The organism is Rivihabitans pingtungensis (assembly GCF_003201855.1).
GTDB lineage: Bacteria > Pseudomonadota > Gammaproteobacteria > Burkholderiales > Aquaspirillaceae > Rivihabitans > Rivihabitans pingtungensis.
This window is the reverse complement of the sequence record NZ_QJKI01000005.1, coordinates 174,910-192,144: the sequence shown is the minus strand read 5'-3', so window position 1 is coordinate 192,144 and position 17,235 is coordinate 174,910. Positions and strand designations below refer to the sequence as shown.

The 17,235-nt window shown below is 64.4% G+C and carries 15 protein-coding genes; 12 read left to right on the top strand and 3 right to left on the bottom strand.

Annotated elements, in window-relative coordinates:
* The first annotated feature begins 66 nt into the window (after positions 1–66).
* Positions 67–1,374 carry a methyl-accepting chemotaxis protein gene (locus DFR34_RS17725; protein ID WP_110390263.1) on the top strand — a complete coding sequence of 436 codons (1,308 nt, stop codon included), beginning with the start codon at positions 67–69 and terminating at the stop codon, positions 1,372–1,374.
* 67 nt (positions 1,375–1,441) lie between these two features.
* On the opposite strand, the gene DFR34_RS06135 is transcribed toward DFR34_RS17725, so the two are convergent.
* Positions 1,442–3,082 (bottom strand): methyl-accepting chemotaxis protein, encoded by a 1,641-nt coding sequence (locus tag DFR34_RS06135; protein ID WP_158281745.1) that lies wholly within the window; start codon positions 3,080–3,082, stop codon positions 1,442–1,444.
* A gap of 265 nt (positions 3,083–3,347) precedes the next feature.
* Between DFR34_RS06135 and DFR34_RS06130 the strand changes: the two genes are divergently transcribed.
* The 4 genes from DFR34_RS06130 to DFR34_RS06115 all read left to right on the top strand — a co-directional run bounded on the left by DFR34_RS06130 (position 3,348) and on the right by DFR34_RS06115 (position 6,905).
* Entirely contained in the window at positions 3,348–3,986 is a 639-nt protein-coding gene (locus DFR34_RS06130; protein ID WP_110390261.1) for a Maf family protein, read from the top strand.
* Entirely contained in the window at positions 3,976–5,481 is a 1,506-nt protein-coding gene (rng, locus tag DFR34_RS06125) for a ribonuclease G (protein WP_110390295.1), read from the top strand. Before DFR34_RS06130 ends, rng begins: the two co-directional genes overlap by 11 nt.
* A 94-nt stretch (positions 5,482–5,575) precedes the next feature.
* A complete protein-coding gene (gene cysE, locus DFR34_RS06120) occupies positions 5,576–6,418 on the top strand; it encodes a serine O-acetyltransferase (RefSeq protein WP_110390260.1) in 843 nt (280 codons plus the stop codon).
* The gene (locus tag DFR34_RS06115) at positions 6,411–6,905 is read left to right on the top strand and encodes a YgjP-like metallopeptidase domain-containing protein (RefSeq protein WP_110390294.1); all 495 of its coding nucleotides are present in this window, start codon (positions 6,411–6,413) and stop codon (positions 6,903–6,905) included. The genes cysE and DFR34_RS06115 overlap by 8 nt, the downstream gene beginning before the upstream one ends.
* A gap of 84 nt (positions 6,906–6,989) precedes the next feature.
* On the opposite strand, the gene DFR34_RS17330 is transcribed toward DFR34_RS06115, so the two are convergent.
* Complete coding sequence (locus DFR34_RS17330) at positions 6,990–7,289, bottom strand: hypothetical protein (RefSeq protein WP_211309306.1); 300 nt, start codon at positions 7,287–7,289, stop codon at positions 6,990–6,992.
* Between the two features lie 338 nt (positions 7,290–7,627).
* Here DFR34_RS17330 and gshA point away from each other — a divergent pair, with 338 nt between their 5' ends.
* From gshA to DFR34_RS06090, 4 genes are all read left to right on the top strand, one after another.
* Positions 7,628–8,911, top strand: coding sequence for a glutamate--cysteine ligase (gene gshA / locus DFR34_RS06105; protein WP_110390259.1), 1,284 nt, complete (start codon positions 7,628–7,630; stop codon positions 8,909–8,911).
* Positions 8,912–8,931: 20 nt separating this feature from the next.
* Positions 8,932–9,873, top strand: coding sequence for a glutathione synthase (gshB, locus tag DFR34_RS06100; protein WP_110390258.1), 942 nt, complete (start codon positions 8,932–8,934; stop codon positions 9,871–9,873).
* Positions 9,861–10,928 (top strand): FAD:protein FMN transferase, encoded by a 1,068-nt coding sequence (locus tag DFR34_RS06095; RefSeq protein ID WP_110390257.1) that lies wholly within the window; start codon positions 9,861–9,863, stop codon positions 10,926–10,928. Before gshB ends, DFR34_RS06095 begins: the two co-directional genes overlap by 13 nt.
* Positions 10,929–11,077: 149 nt before the next feature.
* Positions 11,078–11,470, top strand: coding sequence for a diacylglycerol kinase (locus DFR34_RS06090; protein WP_110390256.1), 393 nt, complete (start codon positions 11,078–11,080; stop codon positions 11,468–11,470).
* A gap of 151 nt (positions 11,471–11,621) precedes the next feature.
* Here DFR34_RS06090 and DFR34_RS06085 read toward each other — a convergent pair whose 3' ends face one another.
* Positions 11,622–12,068: a hypothetical protein gene (locus DFR34_RS06085; RefSeq protein ID WP_146215065.1), complete on the bottom strand. Its 447-nt coding sequence runs from the start codon at positions 12,066–12,068 to the stop codon at positions 11,622–11,624.
* Positions 12,069–12,686: 618 nt separating this feature from the next.
* Between DFR34_RS06085 and DFR34_RS06080 the strand changes: the two genes are divergently transcribed.
* From DFR34_RS06080 to DFR34_RS06070, 3 genes are all read left to right on the top strand, one after another.
* Positions 12,687–13,748, top strand: a complete 1,062-nt coding sequence (locus tag DFR34_RS06080) for a type II asparaginase (RefSeq protein ID WP_110390254.1) — start codon at positions 12,687–12,689, stop codon at positions 13,746–13,748.
* A gap of 211 nt (positions 13,749–13,959) precedes the next feature.
* Positions 13,960–15,987 carry a prolyl oligopeptidase family serine peptidase gene (locus tag DFR34_RS06075; RefSeq protein WP_110390293.1) on the top strand — a complete coding sequence of 676 codons (2,028 nt, stop codon included), beginning with the start codon at positions 13,960–13,962 and terminating at the stop codon, positions 15,985–15,987.
* Positions 15,987–17,117 carry a glycerate kinase gene (locus tag DFR34_RS06070; protein WP_110390253.1) on the top strand — a complete coding sequence of 377 codons (1,131 nt, stop codon included), beginning with the start codon at positions 15,987–15,989 and terminating at the stop codon, positions 17,115–17,117. The genes DFR34_RS06075 and DFR34_RS06070 overlap by 1 nt, the downstream gene beginning before the upstream one ends.
* The last annotated feature ends 118 nt before the right edge of the window (positions 17,118–17,235 follow it).

Genomic DNA, 17,235 nt, shown 5'->3' with positions numbered 1-17,235 from the left:
CACTGGAAGCCTTATCCATACTCAAGATGGATTCTGTATCTATGCCAGACCTACCAAGGAGGCTCCATGTTCATCCGCAAAGCCCAATCCGAGCGCGCCCTCACGCAGCAACGCCACGCTTTTGAGCAGCAACTGGCCGTGTGTCGCGATGAACTGAATGCCATTCGCCAACATCTGGCGTGTATTGAATTTTCCCCTGACGGCGTGATTCTGGATGCCAACGCACGCTTTCTGGCCTTGGTGGGCTATCGGCTGGAGGATATACGTGGTCAGCATCACCGCATGTTCTGCGAGCCGAGTTATGCCGCCGGCCCGGAATACGCAGCCTTCTGGCGTCAGCTGGCACAGGGCCAGTCCCAGCACGCTACTTTTCGTCGCCTGGCCAAGTCCGGGCGCGTCATCTGGCTGGAAGCCTCATACTTTCCGGTGCGCCAAGCCGATGGCCAGGTAGTGAAAGTGGTCAAGCTTGCCTCGGATGTCACCGACAGCCACTTTGCCCTGCTGGAAAAAACCGCCATGTTCACTGCGCTGAACCATTCACTGGCGGTGATTGAGTTCAAGCCTGACGGCACCATTCTCACGGCCAACGACAATTTTTTGCGCACCACTGGCTATAGCCTGGCGCAAATTCAGGGCAAGCATCATGCGATGTTCTGCACCGACAATTTTTACCGGGAAAACCCGAATTTCTGGAAGCAGCTGGCCGCCGGACATTTCATGTCCGGTCGTTTCGAGCGGCGCAACAGTGCTGGCGAGCGCGTCTGGGTGGAGGCGACGTATAACCCGATCGTCGATGCCGATGGCAAGGTGTACAAGGTGATCAAATTTGCTTCAGACATCACCAACCGGGTGATGGCCAAGCTGGAAGCCGCCACGGTGGCTACTGATGCCTCCCGGCAAACCTCGCAGATTGCCCACGAGGCGCGGGAAAAGCTGGACGAAGTGATGGGCATCTCGGATGAGATTGCCCGTTACGCCAGCGAAGCCACTGCCGTCAGCGCCCGGCTGGACGCGCAAATCCACAGCATCAATGACATTGTCGCCACCATCCAGAGTATCGCCAACCAGACCAATTTGCTGTCGCTGAATGCTGCCATTGAGGCTGCGCGTGCGGGTGAGAGCGGCCGTGGCTTTGCCATCGTGGCCGATGAGGTGCGCAAGCTGGCCGCCAGAACATCAGAAGCGACGACCGAAATCGGCAGCGTGGCGCACGCCAATACTGAGCTGACCCAGCAGATCGCCTCGCAGATCGACCGCATCAATACCATCTCCACCAGCGGTCAGGCCAAGGTGCAGCATGTCTGCACACGTATTGCCGGGGTGGACGACAGCGTGGCCAATTTATTGGATGTGGTGGCGCGGCTGGAAGAATAACCCTGCCAGCTGGGCAGCGGGGGCGGCCACATCGCCGCCCGGTGCCCGGATCAGGCGCGCGCGCTCTTTACACCCGAAAACTCGACAATGTCTGGTTAAGCATGCCCGACACCTGACCCAGTTCATCGGCCTTGTTGCGCATCTGCTCGGCCTGACGGTTGTTGTCTTGCATGGCGTTGTTGATTTGCTCCAGCTCGCCGCCGACGGCTTCGATGTCGTGGCGGATGCTTTCGGCGCTGGTGGCGGTGTGATTCACCACATCGGCGGCTTCTTCCATCAGCTGGCTGGTTTGCACGATGGTGTCGATCACCGTGCTGGAGGCGCTGACCAGCTCGCGGCTTTCGGCGGCCTGCTCGGACACTTCGCGCGTGGTGGTTTCGATGGTGGCCAGCACCCGCTCGACAAATTCATTGGTTTCCGACAGCGTGGACTGGGTTTGCGTGGCCAGTTTGCGCACCTCGTCGGCCACCACGGCAAAGCCGCGGCCGGCCTCGCCCGCGCGGGCGGCTTCGATGGCGGCATTCAGCGCCAGGAGGTTGGTCTGGTCCGAGATGGTGGCGATGCGCGCCAGAATCTGGGTGATGTCGCGGATGTTTTGCGCCAGGCCGTCAAAGCGCTGGGCGATGCCCACGCTGGTTTCGGCGTTGCGATTCACCGCTTCCATCATGATTTCCACCTGCTCGCGCGAGCCGGCCAGTTTTTCGTCCAGCACGCTGATGCGCCCGGCCAGGTCGCGCGCCTGGGTGGCCGAGGTTTCCGCCTCGGCGCGAATGTTCTGGTTGTAGCGGGTGACTTGCTCGACGCGGGTGGCGCTGTCGGCGGCGCTGGTCACCAGCTGGGCACAGGTGTCTTTCAGCACATGCGCGGTGCTGCTATTGGTTTTGGCGGCTTCGGCGGCGTCTTCGATGGCGCGGCGCATTTCGCCCAGCATGCTGTTGAGGTGGTCGGCCATGCGGCCGATTTCGTCCTGGCTGGGGATTTTGATGGTACGCGACAAGTCACGCTCGGAGGCCACTTTCTGGATATCAGCGCCAATGCGTTGCAGCGAGCGCGCCAGAATGCCGGTCAGCCACCAGGCGATCAGCCCGCCCACAATAAAGCTGGCCAGGCCAATCAGCACCGATTGAATGATGTTGTTCAGCAGCAGGCTGCGCACGTGGTCGATGCGGATGTCGGCACACAGGGCGACGGTTTCACCATTGGCCAGCTTGCGCGGGATGAACACCGAGCGGAAGTAGCCAAACTGGTCGGTGTATTCGTCAAAGCGCATCGAGCCGCTGGCCAGCGCGTCTTTCAGGCCGTCGCTGGCGTCGGTGTATTCTTCAAACTGCTTCTTGAACTTGCCGGCCTTGATTTCTTCTTCTGGCGCGCCATCCGACAAAAACACCACCTTGCCATTGTCCATCTTGACCACATACAGATAGGCCAGATTGATTTGCGCGGCGTAGCGGCCCAGCTGGCTCATACGCAGCAGGTATTCCTCTGCCGAGACGGCGTTGCGCTGGGTGAGCCGGTGCATATAGTCGCTGCCCAGCACATCGGGCACCGCGCTGGCCGAGGCGGTGAGGCGGCTGTCGATTTCGGCAACGACCCCTTGTGATTTCAGCATAAAGCCATACACCGAATAAGCGGTGACGGTGATCAGATTGAGCATCAGGAACAAGGCAAGCAGCTTGTTCTTGACGGACCAGCGAGAGAACGCAAACATGGCTGGATTCCTTCCGGAGAACGCCGGCATGGCCTGGCGTTTGCAGCAGCCGGGCATGCTGATAAGCTAACGAGAAACCGGCCGGACGCCAACAGGCGTTGCACGGCGTCTGACCGGGCTTGCCGTGACGCAATGCCGCCATCGTGGCGCAAAGCGCTGGCGGGCCGTGATACACCTATGACCGATGTCGGATGTCCCTTTGGGATAGACTTTGGTCACGGTCCGCCAATATAAAACAAAAGCCTGATTCAGGCCATGACAAATCATGACACACACCTCCCTGCCTTCTGGCGAAGCCCTGCCGCCCCTTTATCTGGCTTCGGCCAGCCCGCGCCGGCGCGAACTGCTGGCGCAAATCGGCCTGTCCTGCATCCAGTTGCCGATGGACATCGACGAAACCGTCCTGCCCGACGAAGCCCCGGCCGACTACGTGCTGCGTCTGGCCGCTGCCAAGGCGCGTGCTGGCTGGGCGCGGGTGGCCGCCGAAGGGCTGCCGGCGCGGCCCCTGCTGGCCGCCGACACCACCGTGACGGTGGATGGCGAAATCCTGGGCAAGCCGGCCGACGCCTTTGAGGCGCGCGCCATGCTGCAACGCTTGTCCGGCCGCAGTCACGAGGTGCTCACCGCCGTGGCGGTGTGCCACGGCGTGCGGGTGGACAGCGCCTTGTCGGTCAGCCGCGTCGAGCTGCTGCCCTTGACTGCCGCCATGCTGGATGGCTACATCGCCAGCGGTGAGCCGTTCGACAAGGCTGGCGCTTACGGCATTCAGGGCCGCGCTGCCAGTTTTATCGCCCATCTGGACGGCAGTTACTCCGGCGTGATGGGGCTGCCGCTGTGCGAAACCGCGCGCCTGTTGGCCATGCATGGCCTGGATATTCTGGGGAGCCATGGCCATGAACAGTGAATCCATTCTGCTGGCGCAGTGGCAGCGCGAGGTGCAGCGCGCCAACGAACAAATCCTGGTGAACATCACCCCGCAAGAAACCCGGGTGGCGGTGCTGGAAGACGGCATCGTGCAGGAATTGCACATCGAGCGCGCCGCCAGCCGGGGGCTGGTGGGCAATATTTATCTGGGCAAGGTGCGCCGCGTGCTGCCCGGCATGCAAAGCGCCTTTATCGAAATCGGCCTGGAGCGCGCGGCCTTTTTGCACATTGCCGATATTCTCGAACAGCGCCAGCACCCAGAGGCGCCGGCGCGCATCGAGAACATGCTGTTTGAAGGCCAGACCGTGCTGGTGCAGGTGATCAAAGACCCGATTGGCGCCAAGGGCGCGCGGCTGTCCACCCAGATCAGCCTGGCCGGGCGCTTTTTGGTGCACCTGCCGCAGGAAACCCATATCGGCGTTTCGCAAAAAATCGACAGCGAGCAAGAGCGCGCCCAACTGAAAGAACGGCTGGAAGCGCTGCTGCCGTCCGGCTCGCCGCGCGGCTACATCATCCGCACCAGCGCCGAAACCGCCTCGGATGAAGAGCTGGCCGCCGACATTGGCTATCTGACCAGACTGTGGGCCGACATCGAAAGCCGCGCGCGCATCAGCCCGGCGCAAACCCTGCTGTATCAGGATTTGTCGCTGGCGCTGCGCGTGCTGCGCGATATGGTCAGCGAATGCACCGAAAAAATCATCGTCGACTCCACCGAGAACTACGGCAAGATGGTGGAGTTTGCCGAGGATTACGTCACCCAGGCGCTGCCCAAGATCACCCGCTACAGCGGCGAGCGCCCGCTGTTCGAGATGCACGGGATTGAAGCCGAAATCCAGAAAGCCCTGGCGCGCCGGGTCAACCTGAAATTCGGCGGCTATCTGATCATCGACCAGACCGAGGCGATGACCACCATTGACGTCAACACTGGCGGTTTTGTTGGCGCCAAGAGCTTTGAAGACACCATCTTCAAGACCAACCTCGAAGCCACTTATTCCATTGCCCGCCAGCTGCGCCTGCGCAATCTGGGCGGCATCATCATTGTCGATTTTATCGACATGGACCGCGAAGACCACCGCCAGGCGGTGCTGCTGGAGCTGGCCAAGGCGCTGGCGCGCGACCGCACCCGCGTCACCCTGAACGGCTTTACCAGCCTGGGCCTGGTGGAAATCACCCGCAAGCGCACCCGCGAAAGCCTGGCGCATGTGCTGTGCGAACCCTGCCCCACCTGTCAGGCGCGCGGCGAAATCAAGACCGCGCAAACCGTCTGCTATGAAATCCAGCGCGAAATCGTGCGCGAGGCGCGCCAGTTTGAGGCCAAGGGCTTTCGCATTCTCGCCGCCCAGTCGGTGATTGATATGTTCCTCGACGAAGAATCGCAAAGCCTGGCCATGCTGATCGACTTTATCGGCAAGCCGATTTCGCTGGCAGTGGAAAGCCAGTACACGCAAGAACAATTCGACGTTGTGCTGCTATAAACTGGCCCCATCTTGCTGTTGATGTGACCCGAACCGTCCGCCCCGCCGGCATATCTGCCGGCGGGGCGCGCCGCCTTTGCCGGAACCCCGCCTGATGAACACTGCCACACCCGTGATTGAAGACCCCGTCTGGGACGCCGTGCGCCGCGAAGCCGCCGCCAGCGCCGCCGACGAACCGCTGCTGGCCAGCTTTTTGCACATGACCGTGCTGCGCCACCGCACGCTGGAAGCCGTGTTGAGCTTTCATCTGTCCACCAAACTGGCCGCCACGGTGATGGACAGCCGCGCGCTGATGGAGCTGATCGACGAAGCCCTGCAACAAGACGACGCCCTGCGCGCCGCCATGCGCGCCGACATCGAAGCCTGCTATGTGCGCGACCCGGCCTGCGACGCCTACTCCACCCCGCTGCTGTACTACAAGGGCTTTCACGCCCTGCAAGCCTACCGCGTCACCCACTGGCTGTGGGGCCAGGGCCGCAAGACGCTGGCGCTGTTTTTGCAAAATCGCATCTCTGAAGTCATGGGTGTGGACATCCACCCGGCCGCGCGCATCGGCTGCGGCGTGATGCTGGACCATGCCACCGGCTTTGTGGTCGGCGAAACCGCCGTGATTGGCGACAATGTCTCCATCCTGCAAGGCGTCACCCTGGGCGGCACCGGCAAGGAGTGCGGCGACCGCCACCCCAAAATCGGCAACGGCGTGCTGCTTGGCGCCAACGCCACCGTGCTGGGCAATATCACCGTCGGCGAAGGCGCCAAGATCGGCGCCGGCAGCGTGGTGCTCGCCCCGGTGCCAGCACACGCCACCGTGGCCGGCGTACCGGCCAAAGTGGTAGGCAATACCGGCCACGACGCCCCGGCGCTGAGCATGGACCAGCACTTTGACGGCGATGAAGGCTGCGGCGTGTGCCCGGTACGTGGCCCGCAACATGGCTGAACTGCGCTATCTCACCGGCTACCCGCCGCATCTGATCGAGCAAGTGGCCGCGCTGCGTGATCAGGGCCGGCTGGGCGACTGGCTGCAACAACGCTACCCGGACGGCGTGCACGACATCCAATCCGACCGCGCGCTGTACGACTACGCCCAGGCGCTGAAACAACGCGGCCTGAAAAACACCCCGCCACTGGCCAAAGTGCTGTACGACAGCCAGCAACACCCGGTGCGCGGCACGCTGGGCACCCACACCCGCGCCGCCCGCGTGCAAGGCGGCAAACTGAAAACCCGCCACGAAATCCGCATCGGCGCGCTGTTCCGCGACGCGCCCGAACCAATGCTCCGCATGATCGTCGCCCACGAACTGGCGCATCTGAAAGAAAGCGAGCACAACAAGGCGTTCTACCAACTGTGCGAGCATCTGGCGCCGGGGTATGCGCAGCTGGAGTTTGATGCGCGGGTGTGGTTGATTTGGCGGGAGTCCGCCTGATATCGCGCTGTGGCAGAACACGCAAAACCCCCGGCGCAGAGCGCCTGCGGCGGGGGATGAAAACTCAGGACGCTGGCCGGGCGCTTACTGCTTGGCGGCTTCCGGCTTGGCTTCAGTCTTTTCGACTTTCTTTTCTGCCTTGTGCTCGGCCTTGTGTTCCGCCTTCTTCACGTCTTTCTTCTCGGTCTTGTCGGTTTTCTTCACCTCGGCCTTCACTTCTGGCTTGGCTTCAGCTTTGGTAGCCGGGGCGGCTGCCGCAGCGGCCGGGGCCGGCGCGGCGGCGGGTTTGGCTTCCGGCTTGGCGGCGTCGGCGGCAAAGCCCAGGCCGGCGGACACGGCAAACACACCAGCGATCAGGGATTGGGTCAGGGTCTTGGCGTTCATGGCGGCTATCCTTTTATCTTTCACACATTCAGGGTTTGGGTTTGCCCCCGAGGTTTCGGGGATCGCTGCGTTGTCGCAGCCGATGAGTGCAGATTACGCCGCGCCCTGAGCGGGGTCTGTGAGTGATGCGTGTCGGAATGTAACCGCGTGTACGCGCCCGCCTTGAAAAAACCGTTCTGCCCGCCATCTAGCTGTTCAGTTTCTGGCCCGCCTGACGGCGACCCCGCGCGTGGGGCCGAAAAAAATTGCAACCTTGCCGTGCTAAAAATCAGGTAAGCCGGGGCGCGGGATCCGCGTTGCCGGCTGTCTGATTTTCTGCCGTCCATGAAAGGCGCATCATGCCCGTTCCTTGCCTGACCACTGCGTTGACTGGCCCGCTGCGCGAGCTGGAAACCCGCATCCTGAATGCCCAGCCGCAGATCGAACACTGGTTCCGCAGCCAGTGGACGCAATCCACCCCGCCGTTTTACGGCTCGGTGGATTTGCGCAATAGCGGCTTTAAGCTGGCGCCGGTGGACATGAACCTGTTTCCGGGCGGCTTTAACAACCTGAGCCAGGATTTTTTGCCGCTGGCGGTGCAGGCCACGCAAAGCGCGCTGGAAAAAATCTGTCCCGAGGCGCGCAGCGTGCTGCTGGTGCCAGAAAACCATACCCGCAATACCTTTTATTTGCGCAATGTCGCCGCGCTCAAACACATTCTGGAGCTGGCCGGGCTGAAAGTGCGGCTGGGCAGCCTGTCGCCGGAAGTCACCGCGCCCACCGTGCTGGAGCTGGGCGACGGCGAGACGCTGACCATCGAGCCGCTGGTGCGCCACGGCCATCGCGTCAGCCTGGGCGATGATTTCAACCCCTGCGTGGTGCTGCTGAATAATGACCTGTCCGCTGGCGTGCCTGAAATCCTGCGCAATGTCGATCAGGCAGTGTTGCCACCGCTGCATGGCGGCTGGGCGGTGCGGCGCAAGAGCAACCACTTTGCCGCTTACGATCAGGTGGCCCACGAATTTGCCGAGCTGATTGGCATTGATCCGTGGTTTATCAACCCGCTGTTCAACGGCTGCAAGGGGCTGGACTTTCATCAGCGCCAGGGCGAAGAAGCGCTGGCCGAGGTGGTGGATCAGATGCTGGGCAAGATTGCCGCCAAATACCGCGAACACAAGATCGACGCCAAGCCGTTTGTCATCGTCAAGGCCGACGCCGGCACCTATGGCATGGGCATCATGAGCGTGAAAGACGCCCGTGAGGTGATTGGCCTGAACCGCAAGCAGCGCAACAAGATGGCGGTGATCAAGGAAGGCCAGGAAGTCAGCGAGGTGATCGTGCAAGAAGGCGTCTACACCTTCGAGCAGGTCAACGAAGCCGTGGCCGAGCCGGTGGTGTATATGATCGACCGCTATGTGGTGGGCGGCTTTTACCGGGTGCACACCGGCCGTGGCGTGGACGAAAACCTCAACGCGCCGGGCATGCACTTTGTGCCGCTGTCGTTTGAATCGCCCTGCCTGCCGGACCGCAAGGGCAGCCCGGATTGCCCGCCCAACCGCTTTTACGCCTACGGCGTGGTGGCGCGCCTGGCCTTGCTGGCCGGGGCGGTTGAGCTGGACAATACCGATCCCCTGCGTGGCTGATGTTTTCTGGAGAACCCCCGATGCGCATTGCCTTTATTGCCGACCCGCTGGAGTCGTTCAAGATTTACAAAGACTCCACTTTCGCCATGATGGAAGAAGCCGCGCGCCGGGGGCATTCGCTCTACGCGCTGCTGGCCGAAGATATGTACGTGGCCGCTGGCGTGGTGCGCGCCAAGGTCAGCCCGATTAGCCTGACCGGGCACGAAGACTGGTTTGTGCGCGGCGCCGCCGAAGACTGCGCGCTGCTGGCGTTTGACGCGGTGGTGATGCGCAAAGACCCTCCGTTTGACGCCGAATACCTGTACGCCACCCATCTGCTGTCGCTGGCGGAAACCCAGGGCGCGCGGGTGTTCAATCGCGGCCAGGCTTTGCGTGACTATAACGAGAAACTGGCGATTTTGCAGTTTCCGGAATGGACCACGCCCACCCTGGTCAGCTCGCAGCCCGAGCGCCTGCGCGCCTTTGTCGGCGAGCAGGGCGACACCATCCTGAAACCGCTGGACAGCATGGGCGGCGACGGGATTTTCCGCGTCAGCCCAAGCGACCCCAATCTGTCGGTGATTCTGGAAACCATGACCCTGCGCGGCGAGCGCACCATCATGGCGCAGCGCTATCTGCCGCAGATTGTCGATGGCGACAAGCGCGTGCTGGTGATCGACGGCGAGCCCGTGCCCTGGTGCCTGGCGCGCATCCCGAAAGCCGGCGAGACGCGCGGCAATCTGGCCGCTGGCGGGCGCGGCGAAGCGCGTGAGCTAAGCGCGCGCGACCGCGAAATCGCCCAGGCGCTGGGCCCGCGCCTGAAAGCCGACGGGCTGTTGCTGGTGGGGCTGGACGTGATTGGCGAGCACCTGACCGAAGTCAACGTCACCAGTCCCACCTGCTTTCGAGAAATCATGGACCAGACCGGCCTGAACGTGGCCGGCCTGTTCATCGACGCGCTGGAGCGGCGATGCGCCGCCTGAGCCGCCTGGCCGGCCTGCTGGCGGCGCTGCTGCTGCTGGCTGGCTGCCAGCGCGAACCCACCCTGTGGCAGCAAGAAAGCTATGTGTTTGGCACCCGCGTGCAAATCACCACGGCGGATGTGCCAGAAAGCGTGGCGCGCCCGGCGGTGGCCGCCGCGCTGGCGGATCTGGACCGCTGGCATGTGCGCCTGCACGCCTGGCGCGACGACAGCGAACTGACCCGCATCAACCGCGCGCTGGCCGCCGGCCAGCCGGTGGACACCGATAGCGAAGTGCTGGGCCTGCTGCGCCAGGCGCAAGATATCTCGGCCCGCGCCGATGGCCTGTTTAACCCGGCCATCGGCCAGTTGGTGGCGCTATGGGGTTTTCATGCCGACAGCTTCGCCCCGGTGCGCCCCGAGCCCGGCGCGCTGGCCCGATTGCTCGCCAGCGCGCCGAGCATGGCCGATGTGCAGTTTGACGGCCAGCGGGTCAGCAGCCGCAACCGCGCGGTGTCGTTTGACCTGGGCGGCATGGCCAAGGGCTGGGCGCTGGACCGGGTGGCCGACCGGCTGCGCCAGGCCGGTGTTAAGTCTGCCTTAATCAATATCGGCGGTAATATCCTGGCGCTGGGCAGCAAGGGCGACACCCCCTGGAAGGTGGGCCTGCAAGCCCCGCGCGACAACCAGGCGATGGCGGTGATTGTGCTGCACGACGGCGAGGCGCTGGGCACCTCGGGCGATTATCAGCGCTATTTTGAGCTGGACGGCGTGCGCTACTGCCATTTGATCGACCCACGCAATGGCTCGGCGGCCTGCCAGCGCCAGGCCGCCACCGTGCTGGTGGAGCCGGGCCCCGACGCTGGCCTGCGCTCAGACGTGGCCAGCAAACCGCTGTTTTTTGCCCCGCGCGCCGACATCGCCCGGCTGGCCGGCCGCTTTGCCATCCGTGATGTATTGCTGGTTGAAGCCGACGGCCACACCTGGCTGAGCCCGGCGATGCAGCCGCGCGTGCAGTGGCTGCAACGCCCGGCGCAGGTGGATGTGCTGACCGGCTTTACCGCAGCGCCCACCTAAGCGCCGCTTACCCAACCCGCCTGGCGTTGTGGCGCGCATCCCGCGCATCTGGCCAGGTGCGCTGCGCTGAGTGTTGGGCGCGGCGCTAAACCCTGAACTCAACCCCTCTGTGACCTCGCCGCCATGCGGCGGCCACCCCGCGAGTTTTAATGACTGGACACACTGAAAGCCCGTTCAAGGGCAAAACCGGCCTGCGCCGCCTGATCAACGCGCTGGGCTATTCGCTGGATGGCCTGGCCGCGGCGTTTCGCCATGAGGCGGCGTTTCGCCAGCTGTCGCTATTGGCCGCCGTGCTGCTGCCGCTGGCCATCTGGCTGCCGGTGACGCCGATTGAGCGCGCGCTGATGATGGCGGCGCCGCTGGCCACGCTGATTATCGAGCTGTTGAATTCCGCCATTGAAGCCGCCGTGGACCACACCTCGCTGGACCGCCACCCACTGGCCAAACGCGCCAAGGACATGGGCAGCGCCGCCCAGCTGCTGGGCCTGATCAATCTGGCCGTGGTGTGGGGCGGGATTTTGTATGGGCATTATCTGGCGTGATGGCGGCCGGCGCGGGTGGCCCGCGCCGACGGTATGGGGGGCGCGCCGCTCACAACCCCCTGGCGTTGTGCCGTGACCCCGGTACTGTCTGTGGTCGCACGCCTGGCCAGGGCAGCTTCGCTGGTGTTGTCAGCCGCGTTGAGTGCCGCTCTTAGCGTTGGCGTGCGGGCGCTTCGTCCAGCGCCACATCTTCGCGCTTGCGATACACCACACCCGGAAACACCAGAATATGCTGCTCGGTGAGTGCGCCCACTTGCTCGCGCTCTCCGACAAATTCAAACCAGCAGCGGCTGGAACGCAAAAAGCGGTATACCGGCCAGCCTGCGCGATAGAACATCAGATCACGACAGGTAAAGTGATCCAGCGGCAGCAGGCTATGGCTGCGGCGCGGCTCAAACAGCATGGACAGCGCGTCAGCGTCGCCCTCGCCGGACATCAGCCGCGCCACCCGCTCGCTGTCGGCCTGGCGCGCGCCCCACAGCAAGACTGCCAGCGCCAGCGGCAGCAGCAGCCAATCGCCGTCCAGCATGAACATCACCGACAGCACTCCCGCGCCGGTCAGAAAAAACCGGCTATCCCATTTTGTCTTTGTTGGCATGACGCACCCCCATATTGCCTGGCCAGCCTGCGCCGGCGCGCGATGTATTGTGTATTGCACGTTTCAGCCTAGATCAATTCGCTAAAAAATCCGGACCAAAACAGCCGTGATGGCCAAGAATGTTTTCCAGCCTTCCTGAATTCAGGTTAAGCAAAAATCCGGCCTATTCTACGGGCGGTGTTCGTGTTTGCGGCAACAGGGAGGCCATCATGGCAATTGCAAGCTGTTTTGAATGTTTTGCTTTGTAAATCATGCTATTGGATATTGGCATCGCCCGCTGGCAATTGAATGGGCTGGGCGTTGGGCTATCCACCCTCTGTCCATGCATAAAATATATTGTCCGCGGCCTGACATTCTCAGTTGGCCAAGGCGGGCGTGTTCGGCGCGGCGAACGGGCGAACGGTGTTTTGTTCGGTTTCCCGATTACTGTTTGTGCGCATCGGGCAAAAAACCATATTTGATCAATCTATTATCAAAAAGTGCCCGAGGGCGCGCCGCTGGCGCGCTTTGTGCGTTATTCGGTCCACCTGCTCCCACACCCGACGGGAGGCGGCCACGGCGCGCTCAACCCAGCGCGCTCGTGCTTCAAAGCGTGAATAAACTGCGAGGAACTGTCTGATGATGATCCAAACCCTGCGTCTGACCGTATTGTCCAGCGTGCTGCTGTCCGCCGCCGTCATGGCCGCCGACAAGCCGAACGTGATGATTCTGGCCACTGGCGGCACCATTGCCGGCACCGGCGCCACCTCCACCACCACTGTCGGCTACACCGCCGCCAAGGTGGGCGTCGAGCGCCTGATCGAAGCTGTGCCCGAGCTGAAGAACGTCGCCAACGTCAAGGGCGAGCAAGTGTTCCAGATCGCCAGCGAAAACATGACCAACGACCACTGGCTGAAGCTGTCCAAGCGCGTCAACGAGCTGCTGGCCCAGCGTGACGTGGACGGCATCGTCATCACCCACGGCACCGACACCCTGGAAGAAACCGCCTACTTCCTGAACCTGACGGTCAAGAGCAAAAAGCCGGTGGTGCTGGTTGGCGCCATGCGTCCGTCCACCGCCATCAGCGCCGATGGCCCGATCAATCTGTATAACGCCGTGGCCCTGGCCAGCAGCAAGGACGCCGCCGGCCGTGGCGTGCTGGTGTCGCTGAACGACCAGATCAACGCCGCCCGCGAAGTGACCAAGACCAACACCATGACCACCGACACCTTCCGCAGCACCGATCTGGGTGCGCTGGGTTACATGGTGTCCGGCAAGCCGGTGTTCTATCGCGGCACCGCGCGCAAGCACACCACCGACAGCGAATTTGACATCAGCAAGCTGGACAAGCTGCCGGCCGTCAACGTGGTGTACAGCTACGCCAACGCCACCCGCACCGCCATTGACGCTTTTGTTGGCGCGGGCGATGAAGGCATTGTCCACGCCGGCACCGGCAACGGCAGCCTGTCCACCCCGGTGAAGGCCGCGCTGACCGAAGCCCGCAAGAAGGGCATGATCGTGGTGCGCAGCTCGCGCACCGGCACCGGCATCACCGCCCGCAATGGCGAAGCCAACGATGACGAGCTGGATTTTGTCGCTGCCGACAATCTGTCGCCGCAAAAAGCCCGCATCCTGCTGATGCTGGGCCTGACCAAGACCCACGACACCAAGGCCCTGCAACGCATGTTCATGATGTACTGATCCTGATCCGCCGCGCTTTCGGGCGCGGCGGTGAGGTGTGAGTGTGATTCATCCCTCTCGGGTCTGGACACGGATGGGGGGCGGCCTGCGGGCCGAACAGAAGTGCACCCAGCCCCGAATGCTTGTCCCGCCGGCTCTCCCCCGGCGGGTTTTTTTGCGCCTGGATTTCTCGCGGTACAATCCGGCCATTCTGATTTTTTCTGGCTCTCTCATGCACACCGACCCCTACCTCTGGCTGGAAGACGATTCCGCCGCCACCCGCGCCTGGTGCGCCGAGCAACAGGCGCGCACCGCCGCCCAGCTGGACGCCGACCCGCGCTTTGCCGCGCTGGCCGACGAAGTGCTGGAGCATCTGCGCGACGATGAGCGCGTGCCCTTTGTCGAGGCGCATGCCGGCTGGTGGCACCATTTTTTGCAAAGCCCGGCGCATCCGCGCGGGGTGTACCGCCGCATTCGCCCCGACGACTACCGCGCCAACCGCGACGCCTGGGAAGTGTTGTTCGACCTGGACGCGCTGGCTGCCGCCGAGGGCGTGGACTGGCATCTGGCCGGGATTGACCATTGCACCGAGCGCCCAGCGCGCTGTTTATTGTCGCTGTCGGCCGATGGCGGCGACGCCGCCTGCCTGCGCGAATACGACCTGGACGCGCGCGCCTTTGTCGCCAAGGGTTTTCAGCTGCCGCCCGGCAAGCACAGCGTCACCTGGCGCGACCCGGACAGCCTGTACGCCGCCGTGGTGCTGAGCGAGGCCGACGCCACCGCCTCGGGCTATCCGCGCGAGGTCAAGCTCTGGCGGCGCGGCCAGCCGTTTGCCCAGGCGCACAGCCTGCTGAAAGCCGAGCATCGCGCCCTGGCGGTCAGCGCCTGGCGCATGCTCAACCCGGACGGCGGCGAGCCGGTGGACATCATCGAAGAAGCGCTGAGCTTTTACCGCACCCGCTACTGGCGCGTGCTGCCCGATCTGAGCCGGCAGGCGCTGCCGCTGCCGCCCAAGGTGGACATCGACGGCGTGGTGGCCGGCCAACTGATTGTGCGGCTGAACCAAGCCTGGGGCGATCTGGACGCCGGCGTACTGCTGGCGCTGGACTGGCAGGCGCTGTGCGCGGGTGAGATCGACCCGCTGCCCTTGTTCACCCCTGGCCCGCGTCAATCGGTGGATGGCGCGCTGGCCGGGCGCAGCTGCCTGTTTGTGCATGTGCTGGACGAAGGCGTCAGCCAGCTGTGGGTGTACACCCCCACCGCCGACGGCTGGCAGGCGCAGCGCGCGCCGCTGCCCGGCCAGGGCCAGCTGGAGATGGTGGACCAGCCGTGGCAGAGCAATGTGCTGCTGTTTGGCTACGATGATTTTCTCACCCCGTCCACGCTGTACTGGCTGGACGCCGACGACGCCAGCCTGACGCCGCAGGCGCTGCGCGGCCAGCCGCCGCGCTTTGCTGCCGAGCAGATGCACGCGCAGCTGCGCCACACCATCGCCCCGGACGGCGAGCGCATCCCGTATTTTGTCGTGGCCCGCCGCGACGCACCGCACGATGGTCAGCGCCCGACCTTGCTATACGGCTACGGCGGCTTTGCCGTGCCGATGACGCCGTTTTACCTGGGCGCGCTGGGCCGGCAGTGGCTGGAGCAAGGCGGCGTGTTTGTGCTCAGCTGCATTCGCGGCGGCGGCGAATTTGGCCCGGATTGGCACGAGGCGGCGCTGGCCGAGCGCCGGCAAGTGGCGTTTGATGATTTTCTGGCGATTGCCCGCCAACTGATCGCCGACGGCGTGACCTGCCCGGCGCGGCTGGGCATTCAGGGCGGCAGCAATGGCGGCCTGTTGGTGGCGGCAGCGATGACTCAGGCGCCCGAGCTGTTTGGCGCGGTGGTGTGCGAAGTGCCGCTGACCGATATGCTGCGCTATACCGAACTGTCCGCCGGGCCAAGCTGGATCGACGAATACGGCGACCCGGCCGACCCTGCGCACTACGCCGCGCTGGCGGCCTATTCGCCCTACCAGCACCTGCACGCCGACGTGCGCTACCCGGCCACCCTGGTGACCACCTCCAGCAGCGACGACCGCGTGCACCCCGGCCACGCGCGCAAGTTCACCGCCCGCCTGGGCGAGCTGGGTCAACCGGTGCTGTTGTATCAATCCGACGCTGGCGGCCACAGCGGCCAGGGCGGCGATATGCGCCAGTTGGCAGCGGAAGTGGCCCGGGTGACGGTGTTTTTGTATCAACAGCTGATGGATGCTGCCTGATGAAAATCGTGATCTGCCCGGACAGCTTCAAAGAAAGCCTGTCGGCCCACGCCGCTGCCCAGGCGATTGCCGAGGGCGTGCGCGAGCTATGGCCGGATGCGGAGTGTGTGTGCCTGCCGCTGGCCGACGGCGGCGAAGGCACGCTGGATGCGCTGGTCAGCGCCACTGGCGGCCAGTTGCTGCGCCACACCGTGCGCGGCCCGCTGGGCGCGCCGGTCGATGCGCGTTTTGCCGTGCTGGGCGACGGTGAAACGGCCCTGATTGAAATGGCCGAGGCCGCCGGCCTGATGCGGATTCCGCGCGGCGAGCGCGACCCCTTGCGCGCCAGCACCTACGGCGTGGGCGAGTTGATCGCCGCCGCGCTGGCGCAGGGCGCGCGGCGCATCTTGCTGGGCCTGGGCGGCAGCGCCACCCAGGATGGCGGCGCCGGCATGTTGCAGGCGCTGGGCGCGCGCCTGCTGGATGCCGACGGCCAGCCGCTGCCGCCCGGCGGCGCGGCGCTGGCGCAACTGGCCACGCTGGACTTGGCGCCCATGCAGGCGGCGCTGGCTGGTGTGCAGGTGGCTGTCGCCTGCGATGTGGATAACCCGCTGTGCGGCCCGCGCGGCGCCAGCGTGGTGTTCGCCCCGCAAAAAGGCGCCCGCCCGGCCGAGGTGGCGCAACTGGACGCCGCCTTGGCGCACTGGGGCCGTTATCTGGCGCAGGCCTGCGGCCGCGACGTGGCCGCACTGCCTGGCGCGGGCGCGGCCGGCGGCATGGGCGCTGCCGCGCTGGCGGCGTTTGACGCCCGTCTGCGTCCCGGCATCGACTGGGTGATGGACGCCGTGCGGCTGGATGAAGCCCTGCGCGGCGCCGACTGGGTAATCAGCGGCGAAGGCCGCGCCGATGGCCAATCGGCCGGCGGCAAAGTGCTCAGCGGCGTCGCCCGCCGCGCCCAGGCCGCTGGCGTGCCGGTGCTGGCTTTGGTGGGCTGTCTGGGCGAGGGCTATGAGGCGCTCTACCCGCTGGGCGTGCGCGCCATCCTGCCCATCGTGCCCGGCCCGGTCAGCCTGGACGAGGCGCTGGCGCAGGCGGCAGCCAACCTGCGCCGCACCGCGCGCGCGGCGGCGGGGTTGTGGCGGCAGGGGTAGTGTATTGTTTGGCGGTTGAGTCCGCTCACAAAACCCCCTGGCGTTGTTGTGTGACCTTGCCGTACTGCTTGTACTGTCTGCGGTCACACGCCTAGCCAGGACCGCTTTGCTGGGTTTT